Raw genomic sequence first — 11266 nt, 5'->3', positions numbered from 1 at the left:
ACAAAAGAGAAAATCTACCATGTCTGCCTATTTTTTTGGGGATCCCTCAGCGCGAAGGCGGGAATCCAGGGCCAGTGGCGCAGATTTGTCAGCTTGCGCTGCTCCGGCAAAGACACTGGCCCCCCGCCTTCGCGAGGGTGACGAGAAAGAAAAGCTAGCCCCGGTATCCACATCAGTTATGAGATATTGCTTAGGGCCACTCAGCACAAATCCAGAAGATAAAGTTGATTGTTTATTCAAAAACAGACAATAAAACCAGAAGAAAATGGTAATAAATTCAAATTTAATAACTAAATATAAACAACAGGCAACATAAAACACCATTTTATTACTAAAAAAAAAGACAAAAAAACATAACTTTGCAATAATCCCGCTCGTTACATGGATTTAACCTGGTTCGCCGACCAAATATTGTGCTGCGACACCAACACTTTTCAGTAAGAGGGACTATGAATAACAACACTCCGAAAATACCCTTTGCCATGGCGATGCTGCCTATTATCCTGATGGTTGGTGCCATGCTGGTCACCATTGTCATCTTTGAAGGCAGCCCTCATATACCGCTCGCATTTGGCACCACTGTTGCCGCTCTGGTGGCCTGGAAGCATGGCTACAAATGGCAACAAATAGAAGACAGCATCTACAGCGGCATCAAGCTGGCGCTGCCGGCCGTGGTCATTATCATGCTGGTGGGTGTTGCCATCGGCGCCTGGATTGGTGGTGGTATTGTCGCCAGCATGATTTATTACGGGCTGCAGATACTTTCACCTTCTTTGTTCCTGGTCTCCATTACCCTGATCTGTGCCGTCGTATCCATCGCCATCGGTAGCTCTTGGTCAACCATGGGTACCATCGGCATCGCCGGCATGGGGATTGGCATCAGCATGGGGATCCCCGCTCCCATGGTGGCCGGCGCCGTGATTTCCGGCTCCTATTTCGGTGACAAGCTATCGCCCCTGTCCGACACCACCAACCTGGCCGCCGGCCTGACCGGCACCGACCTGTTCGAACATATCAAGCATATGCTCTATACCACCATTCCCGGCTTGCTGATTGCTCTGGCCGTGTACTGGTATCTGGGCCTGAGCTTCGGTGCAAGCGCCAGCGAATTCGAGAACATCGCCACCACCATGGCCATATTGCAGGACAATTTTGTCATCTCTCCCTGGCTGCTGCTGATCCCGGTGTTCGTGATTGTCCTGGTCACCCGTAAGGTACCGGCGCTTCCGGCCCTGATCGTGGGTATTTCACTGGGTTTCCTCAGCCAGGTGTTCATCCAGGGTGGATCTGTCGCAGACGCGGTAAAGGCCCTGCAAGCCGGCTTCAGCATCGAAACCGGCAACGAGATGGTGGACGGCCTGTTCAACCGGGGTGGCCTGGAGTCCATGATGTATACGGTATCCATGACCATCGTTGCCATGACCCTGGGCGGCGTGCTGGAAAACACCGGTATGCTGAAGGCCATTGTCGCCAAGATCCTCAGCAAGTCCCGCTCGGCCAAGAGCCTGATACCCACCACCATCGCTTCCTGTTTCATGACCAATGCGACGTGCTCGGAGCAGTATATTTCCGTGGTGGTACCTTCCAGAATGTTTGCCGGCGCCTATAAAGAGAGAGGGCTGCACTCCAAGAACCTGTCTCGGGCCCTGGAAGACGGCGGCACCCTGACCTCGGTATTCATTCCCTGGAATACCTGCGGTGTCTTTATCCTGGCTACTCTGGGGGTTCATGCACTGGAATATGCCCCCTATGCGGTACTCAACTTCGCCGTTCCCCTGTTGTCCATCCTCTTCGCACTGACCGGTTTTTCCATCGTGAAACTGAACAGCTCGGAGCAGGTGGCGGCTGGCGCCGATGACGTCACCACCACCACCACCAGCACGGAAGAACCGGGCATGATGCAGAAGGCCGGTCACTAAGGCTCACCTCGCCGGCTCCGTTTATCCGGCGGAGCCGGCAATCAGGTATCGATTGACATGAGCAGGCCCCGGCCTGCTCTTTTCCATTTCAAGCCCGGCGAACGCCGCTACCTAGCAGGAACAGGGTAAAATGAAAAAATTCCCCAGAGTGGTATGGGATCCATCCCGCCTTCTCGCCAATGCCGCCTTTCTGGATCGGCTCTGCCATCAGCAAAAAAACTCCGTTGGCTGGATTCCGGTGACCAAGGTCACCTGCGCCGACCCCGACATTGTCGGCACGCTAATCCGGCAGGGATACGACTCCTTCGCCGACTCGAGAATAGAGAATCTCCGGCGTATCAAGCAGATGTCATCAAGCTGCCAGACCACGCTGCTGCGCCTGCCCGGACTGCATGAGGTCGCCGAGGTGGTTCGCTACGCCGATATCAGCCTGGTATCGGAGCAGGACACCATAGCCGCGCTGCAACGCGAGGCGCAAAGAGACAACCGCCGCCATAAAATCATCCTGATGATTGAGCTGGGAGATTTGCGCGAGGGCGTCTGTACTCAGCACGCGCTTGAGATGGGCCGCTTCATTCTGGAACAGGACCATATCGAGTGGCTCGGCATCGGCACCAACCTCACCTGTTATGGCGGAGTGATCCCGACCGCAGACATCATGCTGGAGCTGACCGGCCTGAAAGCCCGGATAGAAACCGAACTGGGCCATGCCCTGACCATTGTCTCCGGTGGCAACTCCAGCCTGCTTCCCCTGCTGCTGGAACAGCGGCTGCCGCCAGGCATCAACCAGCTCAGGCTGGGAGAAGCCCTGTTTTTCGGCCGGGAAACCGCCTATGGCCGGCACATAGCGGGCATGCATGAAGACATCTTCCGGCTCGAGGCCGAGGTGATAGAGGTGAAGGAAAAACCTTCTGTTCCCAAGGGTACGCTGGGAAAGAACGCCTTTGGCGAAACCCCGGTGTTCAGGGACAGAGGCATACATACCAGGGCCATCATCGCCCTGGGAGAGCAGGACGTGCCGGTGGCCGATCTGAGCCCGTTCGACCCGAATATATCCATCCTCGGCGGCAGCAGCGATCATCTTATTCTTGATGTCACGGGGTGCGATATAAAGGTAGGGGATGTGCTGTCGTTCCGGCTGAATTATCGGGCACTACTCTATGCCATGACCTCCGGCTATGTCGGCAAACACAAACTGACAGAAGAAGAAATCGGCTCCTGCGTATCCTGATACCCATCTTTGGTATTACCGGATCGCCGGTTTTTTTTGCAGCATCCGCTGCAGGGTACGCCGGTGCATGTTCAGCGCCCTGGCGGCAGCTGAAATGTTGCCATCGTGCTGTTGCAGCACAAACTGCACATACTCCCACGACTGCTTGCGCACCGAGGGACGAAAGGCCACCAGTGCGTCGGGGGCAACCTCGGCAGGCGCCTCCGGCTGCTGAAAGGCCGCCACTATGGTGTCGACATCGGCAGGCTTGGGCAAATACTGGGTCGCGCCCAGCTTGATGGCAGTGACGGCAGTACTGATACTGGCATAACCGGTCAACACCAGAATAGCGGCGCGAGGAAAGCGCCGATGCAGCTCGGGCAGCAGTTGCAGGCCGCTTTCGGTCCCCAGATTCAAATCCAGGATGATACCGTCCGGCTCGGCTACCAACGCCAATGCATCAGCCCCGTTTTCGGCCCACGCCAGCGTCAGCCCGCGCCGGGCAAAACCGCGCTCGAGCAGATTGGCAAAGGTCGGATCGTCATCCACCAGCAGAAAATGCTGCATTCACTCACCTACGGCTGTGTCATAAGGTTTACTCTGTCGGCTCGTCGGCCAGCAGCAGCGGAATCCGAATACGGGCATAAACACCACCATTGGAATGATTACGCAGCGTCAGGCTGCCATTAAGGCGAGAAAAGGTGGCATGCGCCAGCCAGACGCCCATGCCCAGCCCCGCCGCTTTCTCCGACTCCTGCTGATTGAGCCCGGCCTGGGCCAACTGCTCTTCGCTTAAATGACCCTGACGGTTATAAATGCCGATATCGAGCAGGCTGTCGTCTACCACCGAGGTATAAAGTTCAACCCGGTTTTCGCCCGCATCGGCGGCATTATCCAGAATGTTGAGCAACGCCGACCAGAATAACTCGTCCAGCCACACTCGATAGTCCCTCCCCGGCGGTGCATTGTGCCATTGATACCGTACATCGGGTCTCAGATTGATCCAGCGGTCCAGATAGCCTTGCAGCTGACTGAACAGTAATACGGGTTCGGTCGCGGATTCTTCTTTACGCTTGAGCTGCCACAACACCTCCCGGCACAGTAACAGCTGCCGATGCAGCGTATCCAGATGCTGGCGGCCGTCATCGGACAGCGCCGGCTCGGCCGCCAGCTCTTCGGACAGTAAAAACAGATTGTTGAGCGGCGTCGACAACTGATGAGCCACCGAGGCCGACTCGATACCCAGCAGCAAAAACTGCTGCTGTTCCTGTTGCTTCTGATAGGCCTGCTGCAGTTGCCGATCCTTGTCGGCCAACAATCGCATCAGCCAGGACACCGAGGCCGTGATCAACACCGCAGACAGGCTGAAGGTCAGCCACATGCCAAGCAGATGCAGGTTAAACAGCGGTGCCGCCGCGCCATGATCGCCATGCTCCGCCGCCGACACCAATGGCCGGTACCAGTAGAACAGCAACAGATAACCCACCATGGCCACGGCAACGCTTAGCCAGGCAAACCTGGCCGAGCAGGTCAGCGCCGCAATCAGCAACGGAAACAGATACAGCGACGCCACCGGATTCATGGCCCCACCGCTGAAATAGGCCACCAGGGTCAGTACCACAATATCGACCAGCAGGCCGGTCTCTTTCACGCCACCAAGTCGGGGCCGCTGCCATGCCAGCACGGTAGCCAGCACATTGAACAACAACAAAGCCAGCAGCAACCAGACCAACTCGACACCCAGCACCGGCAACAGCAGCCAGTCGGTCAATAACAGGGCCCCGGACAGGGCAATAAAAAACAGCCAGCGTACCGCCGGCACAAATGACAAGACACGGAACGATCGCCAGGGGACGGCCACCGGTTCGGTGCCGGATTCACGTTTCATCGGCCTCTGTTCCACCTTCTGTATGGTTCCGTCAACGCCATGATAGCGCGCCGCTCATGGCCGACTGCGACAATATGTCGCATTGAAGCCGAGGCCTCATACTCATAAAGTCTGCCGCCGTTACTCGAAACACGCACCTTTTATGCAAACACTTTTTTCTAAACGATAAACAAATCAACAAACAGAAGGCTAACGGCAACGCCCATGAAACACCATGCTCTTTTTACTCTGACGCTCCCCCTGTTCGCCATGAGCCATGCTCATGGACAATCGGATGAACCGCTTTCAAGCTCTGCCGCCACCAGTATCGTCATCACCGCATCGCCGTTGAGTCGCCCTACCCGCGTCAGCCTGGATCCAAAAGCACCGGTACAGCCGATACCGGCAGCCGATGGTGCCGGCCTGCTGAAAACCGTGCCCAACATGAGCATCACCCGCAAGGGCGGCATGGCCGGAGACCCCTTGTTTCGCGGGCTTGGCGGCTCGCGCCTGGCCATCACCAGCGACAACAGTTACGTGCTGGGTGGCTGCGCCGCGCGCATGGATCCACCTACCGCCTATCTGTTTCCCCGCTCGTTTGACGAAGTGGTGATCACCAAGGGGCCACAAACCGTGACCCAGGGGCCCGGACTGGTGGCCGGCTCCATTCGTTTTTTGCGCCATCCCCGCTATTACGACGAGGCGGCGTTTAACCTGAGTGGCGGCCTCACCACCGGCAGTGCCGACCGGTTTGATGCCTTTACCGCGCTGGATGCGGGTAACCGCCTGGGTTACCTGCGTCTCAACGCCAATCACAACGAGGCGGGTGATTATAAAGACGGCGCCGGCAATCGGGTACATTCGTCTTATGACAAGAACAGTCAGAGTGTGCAGCTGGGGCTGACGCCCGACGATCTGAGCCTGCTGGAGCTGTCTTACGACCGTAGCCGGGGCCAGGCCGCCTACGCCGATCGAAACATGGACGGCAGCCAGTTCGACCGGGATGCCTGGGGCATCAAACTGGAACGTCAGGCCATCACACCCTGGCTCGGCAAACTGCAACTGCAATACGGCCACAGTCTGGTGGATCATGTGATGGACAACTACAGCCTGCGCCCCAACAGCGACATGTTTATGGCGATGAATCCGGAGCGCAGCACGGATACCGCCAGACTGATGGCCGAGCTGAATCTGGGCACACACCAGACCCAGGTCGGGATTGACTGGATGGAGGATAATCATCGCTCGCGAATGGGCAAAGGCATGACCGAAGCCGCCGCCGAACGCTATACTCAGGCGCCCTATACCGATACCCAGTCTTTTGAAAACCTGGGGGTCTTTGCAGAAGACCACTGGCAACTCAACGAACACCAGCGGCTGATAAGCGGCCTGCGGCTCGACCATACCCAGGCGCGCTTTGAGCAACTGCCGGCAACCAACCCGCTCAAGAAGCAGGACTACCAACTGCAGGCCGGCTTTGTGCGCCTCGAGCATCAGCAGCAGGCCTGGACCTGGTATGCGGGTTACGGCCAGGCCGAGCGTGCTCCCGATTACTGGGAGCGTAACCGCAATGGCGCGCTGAACAGTGAAACCAACCATCAACTCGATACCGGCGTTATGTATCGGGAGGGCCCACTGAGCGGATCGCTCTCACTGTTTGCCGGTTATATCGACGACTTCATTCTGGTAGACAACCTGGCCGCCCCGCAGGCCCGCAACGTGGACGCGCGTCGTGTTGGCGGCGAGGCCGAATTCAGCTGGCAGTTCACACCTGAGTGGTCACTCGGCAGTAACCTGGCCTATACCCATGGTCAGAATCACAGCGACGGCCTGCCTCTGGGCCAGACTCCGCCCCTCGAACTCAACACCAGCCTGATGTTCGACAACGGCGATTATGAGCTGGCATTGCTGATGCGCAATGTGGCCGGCCAGAGCCGCTTTGTCGAGGGCCAGGGCAATATCATCGGCCAGGATATCGGTGCTTCTTCCGGCTTCAGTGTGTTCTCGCTCAATGGCGGCTGGCAGCTCAACCCGCAACTGAAGCTGGCGGCCGGCGTCGATAATCTGCTCGACAAGGAATACAGCGAGTTTATCAATAAGCAGGAACGGTATGTCTCAGGGGCCAACCCACAAACCACGCGCATCAATGAACCCGGCCGTCAATGGTGGGCCGAGCTGCAGTTGACCTTCTGAACAAAAGCGTAAACAAGGACATAAAGACAAAAAGGGGAACGCCATGGCGTTCCCCTTTGGTTTGTTCAGGCCCGATGAAGGTTAAAACGTCAGGCCCGGCGACAATGTGGCCGGCATGCTGACCTTGTCCTCTTCCACCGAGGCCACCGGATAGGCGCAGTAGTCGGCGGCGTAATAGGCGCTGGCTCTGTGGTTACCGCTGTCGCCGATGCCACCGAAAGGCGCGGCACTGGAGGCACCGGTGATCGGCTTGTTCCAGTTGACGATACCGGCCCGAATGCGACGGAAGAAGTAATCCCAGTCGTCGGCGCTGTCGGACAGCAGACCCGCCGACAGGCCGTAGCGGGTGTTGTTGGCAATCACCAGCGCCTCGGGCAGCTCGTCATAACGGATTACCTGCAGCAGCGGACCGAAGTATTCTTCGTCCGGCAGCTCGGCAATGGCGGTCACGTCGATAATCCCCGGCGAGACCAGACCGGTACCGGCCTGCAAGGATTTAAGCATCAGCAAAGACTCGCCCCCCAGCGCCAGCAGGTGCGCCTGGGCCGCCACCATGGACCTGGCGGCCTGCTGCGAGATCATGGCACCCATGAACGGCTGCGGCTCGGCGTCGTACACACCGACCTTGATGGCTCTGGTCACCTCCAGCAGTCGGGCCAGAATGCGATCACCGGCATCGCCGTTCGGCAACAGCAGACGACGAGAACAGGTGCAACGCTGGCCGGAAGTAATAAAGGCAGACTGCACTATGGTGTGCACGGCGGCGTCCACGTCTTCCACCTGGGTCACCACCAGCGGGTTGTTGCCGCCCATTTCCAGCGCCAGTATCTTGCCGGGCTGGCCGGAAAACTGGTTATGCAGCAGGTTGCCGGTGCGCGACGAGCCGGTGAAGAAGAGGCCGTCGATCCCCGGATGTGCCGCCAGCGCCTTGCCGGTATCCACTTCGCCCTGTACCAGATTGAGCACGCCGGCGGGCAGGCCGGCCTGCTCCCACAGTTTGACCATTTCCTGCGCCACCATCGGGGTCAGCTCGGACGGCTTGAACACCACGGTATTACCGGCAATCAGCGCCGGTACTATGTGGCCGTTGGGCAAATGGCCGGGAAAATTATAGGGACCGAATACCGCTACCACGCCATGGGGCTTGTGGCGCACGAAGGCGCGGGCACCGGGCATGGGATTTTCTACCGTGCCGGTACGCTCGAAATAGGCTTTCTCGGAAATGCCGACCTTGCCAACCATGGCCGCCGCCTCGGTCAGGGTTTCCCACAGGGGTTTGCCGGTTTCACGGGCGATAATGCGGGCCAGATGTTCCTTGTGCTCGGTCAGCAGCTCGGCGTAGCGCTTGGCAATGGCCAGGCGTTGTTCAACACCGGTATCGGCCCAGGCCACGGCTGCGTCACGTGCGGCAGCAATGGCGGCCGCCACCTGCTCGGTGCTGGCGGCAGCACCCTGCCAGATCTCTTCATTCCTGGCCGGATCCAGTGAGACGAAGACGTCACCTTCTCCTGCCAGCCACTGGCCATTGATATATTGTACTGCTTCAGTCATCGATTCATCTCCACTACCCGGACGGTATCGCCGTCTTCCACCTTGAGCAAGCGGGCAACCTCTTCGGTTATCACCGCCTGGGCTTTTTCTTCATTAACTGCCAGATCCCCGATCAGCGCCCGGAAATCATCAAACCGGGTGTTGCTGATCAGATGCGTGCCGCTATCCACCGGCTCGCCGACATGCACCTTCAGCTGACGGCTGTTACGCACGGTACGGATTTGGCGCAAATCACATTCCACGCTGGGGCCCGCATCGAAGATGTCGACATAACCACGACAGGTGAAACCTTCTTCTTCCAGCAGTCGTACCGCCGGGCGGGTCTTGTCATGGGGTTTGCCGATGACTGCCCGGGCCTCTTTCGACAGCAGGTTGACGTAGATCGGGTATTTTGGCATCAGATCGGCGATAAAGCCTTTCTGGCCGATACCGGTCAGGTAATCCACCGTCGGGAAGTCCATGGAGAAAAAGTGCTCTTGCAACCAGTTCCAGAACGGACTCTTGCCCTGTTCATCGGACACGCCGCGCATCTCCGCCATCACCCGGTCATCGAACAGCTCGGAAAACTCGGCCAGAAACAGGAAGCGGCACTTGGACAACAGCCGGCCGTTCAGACCCTTGCGCGCCTGCTCCCGAAGGAACAGGGTGCACAGCTCGCTGACACCGGTGAAATCGTTGGTCAGGGTCAGGGTATCGACCACGTTGTAGATACCCAGCCTCGGCGAACTGTGCACCTGCTTGCCCAACAGATAGGTATAGAAGGGAGAAGACAGACCCACGGCCGCCTCCAGCGCAGTGGTACCCAGCACCTCGCCGGTGTCGCTGTCTTCCGCGACAAAGAAATACAGGCACTCGCCCTTGCCCGCCGGTCGACTGGCAAAAGAAGCGAGGGACTGATCTATCTTGTTTTGCAGTAATTCATCGTTCACTGGCAGCGAGGTAAAACCGTGGCCGGATTCAATGGCGATCTGCTTGAGGGTGGGGAAATCTCTCTGCTCGATGGGTCGAATCACCAACATGCAGAACTCCTTATCACAAAATTGACGACCAGAGCGAGGCGACTCTGCCCCGCTCTGAATTCCTGTCGTCGGAATAGTTTATCCGTTAACAACCCGGGCCACGGCGCGCTCGAAACGGGCCAGACCCTCAGCCACTTCTTCCTTGGTGATCACCAAAGAAGGAGCGAAACGAACCACGTTGGCGCCGGCAACCAGCACCATCAACTGCTCTTCCATCGCCGCCAGCAAAAAGTCACGGGCACGGCCCTGATACTGTTCGTTCAGCACGCAGCCCAGCAGCAGCCCCTTGCCACGCACCTGCTCGAAGCAGTGATACTTGGCATTGATGGCTTCCAGACCTTCCCGATACCAGGCTTCACGCTCTTTTACGCCCTGCAGTACCGTATCGGTGTTGACGGTATCGAACGCCGCCTCGGCCACCGCACAGGCCAACGGGTTACCGCCGTAGGTGGAGCCGTGGGTACCGACCTTGAGGGAAGCGGCAATCTTGTCGGTGGTCAGCATGGCGCCGATGGGGAAACCGCCACCCAGTGCCTTGGCGCTGGTCAGAATATCGGGAATGACATCCAGCCCCATGTACGCATAGAGATCGCCGGTACGGCCGACACCGGTCTGTACTTCGTCGTACACCAGCAGCGCATTGTGCCGATCGCACAGCTCACGTACCGCCTTGGCGAAGGCCGGATCCGGGCTGATGATGCCGCCCTCGCCCTGCAGCGGCTCCATCACCACCGCGCAGGTTTTATCGGAGATAATCGCCTTGAGCGCGTCCAGATCGTTGTAGGACACATGATCAACGTCGGCCGGCTTGGGGCCGAAACCGTCGGAATAGGCCGCCTGGCCGCCCACGGTCACGGTAAAGAAGGTACGACCGTGGAAACCCTGCTTGAAGGCGATGATCTGGGTTTTTTCCGCGCCGAAATGGTCGATGGCGTAACGACGAGCCAGCTTGAAGGCCGCTTCATTGGCTTCGGCGCCGGAGTTACAGAAATAGACCTTGTCGGCAAAGGTGGCATCAACCAGCTTGCTGGCCAGACGCAGGGCTGGCTCGTTGGTCATGACGTTGCTCAGATGCCAGAGTTTTTCACCCTGCTCTTTCAGTGCTCCAACCAGTGCCGGATGACAGTGGCCCAGACAGTTGACCGCAATGCCACCGGCAAAATCGATATACTCACGGTTTTGCTGATCCCATACCCGGGCGCCCTGGCCTCGGACCGGGATCACCTCGGCAGGAGAATAGTTGGGAACCATGACCTGGTCGAATACTTCGCGGGTGACTGCCATATCAGACATGCTTTGCTCCTCGAATACCGCAGCTTGCTCTGCGATAAAAGTTAAATCCATGTAAATTCGCAAGCATTATTGCAAACCAATGGTGACTTGTCTCTACATGACGCGAACATTTCAGTCATTTGTTCGGCGCATTTGAAAAATATAGTCATTGATATTGCATAAGCTCGCACTAAAAACGTCAGCCCGGCAATGAAGACGGACCCGGGCTGCATAA

Annotated in this window: 8 protein-coding genes; 3 read left to right on the top strand and 5 right to left on the bottom strand. The window is 57.9% G+C overall.

Annotated elements, in window-relative coordinates; genetic code table 11:
* The first annotated feature begins 449 nt into the window (after positions 1-449).
* Together nhaC and ABD827_RS02935 are read left to right on the top strand one after the other, a co-directional pair.
* Positions 450-1919, top strand: a complete 1470-nt coding sequence (gene nhaC / locus ABD827_RS02940; protein WP_344962189.1) for a Na+/H+ antiporter NhaC — start codon at positions 450-452, stop codon at positions 1917-1919.
* Between the two features lie 130 nt (positions 1920-2049).
* Positions 2050-3150, top strand: coding sequence for an alanine/ornithine racemase family PLP-dependent enzyme (locus ABD827_RS02935; RefSeq protein WP_344962187.1), 1101 nt, complete (start codon positions 2050-2052; stop codon positions 3148-3150).
* A gap of 15 nt (positions 3151-3165) precedes the next feature.
* On the opposite strand, the gene ABD827_RS02930 is transcribed toward ABD827_RS02935, so the two are convergent.
* Positions 3166-3696, bottom strand: coding sequence for a response regulator transcription factor (locus ABD827_RS02930; protein WP_344962185.1), 531 nt, complete (start codon positions 3694-3696; stop codon positions 3166-3168).
* Between the two features lie 28 nt (positions 3697-3724).
* Positions 3725-5017 (bottom strand): sensor histidine kinase, encoded by a 1293-nt coding sequence (locus ABD827_RS02925; RefSeq protein WP_344962183.1) that lies wholly within the window; start codon positions 5015-5017, stop codon positions 3725-3727.
* A 204-nt stretch (positions 5018-5221) separates the two neighbouring features.
* On the opposite strand from ABD827_RS02925, the gene ABD827_RS02920 reads away from it, so the two are divergent.
* A complete protein-coding gene (locus ABD827_RS02920) occupies positions 5222-7189 on the top strand; it encodes a TonB-dependent copper receptor (RefSeq protein ID WP_344962181.1) in 1968 nt (655 codons plus the stop codon).
* A gap of 81 nt (positions 7190-7270) precedes the next feature.
* Here ABD827_RS02920 and astD read toward each other — a convergent pair whose 3' ends face one another.
* The 3 genes from astD to ABD827_RS02905 form a co-directional block, all read right to left on the bottom strand.
* Positions 7271-8740, bottom strand: a complete 1470-nt coding sequence (gene astD, locus ABD827_RS02915) for a succinylglutamate-semialdehyde dehydrogenase (RefSeq protein ID WP_344962179.1) — start codon at positions 8738-8740, stop codon at positions 7271-7273.
* Entirely contained in the window at positions 8737-9759 is a 1023-nt protein-coding gene (gene astA, locus ABD827_RS02910; RefSeq protein WP_344962177.1) for an arginine N-succinyltransferase, read from the bottom strand. The genes astD and astA overlap by 4 nt, the downstream gene beginning before the upstream one ends.
* Before the next feature lie 78 nt (positions 9760-9837).
* Positions 9838-11052, bottom strand: a complete 1215-nt coding sequence (locus tag ABD827_RS02905; RefSeq protein ID WP_298715843.1) for an aspartate aminotransferase family protein — start codon at positions 11050-11052, stop codon at positions 9838-9840.
* Positions 11053-11266 lie beyond the last annotated feature (214 nt).

It is taken from the genome of Oceanisphaera sediminis (assembly GCF_039539745.1).
Taxonomy (GTDB): Bacteria; Pseudomonadota; Gammaproteobacteria; order Enterobacterales; family Aeromonadaceae; genus Oceanimonas; species Oceanimonas sediminis.
Note: the sequence above shows the minus strand (reverse complement) of the source record. Positions and strands in the feature narration are given on the sequence as shown.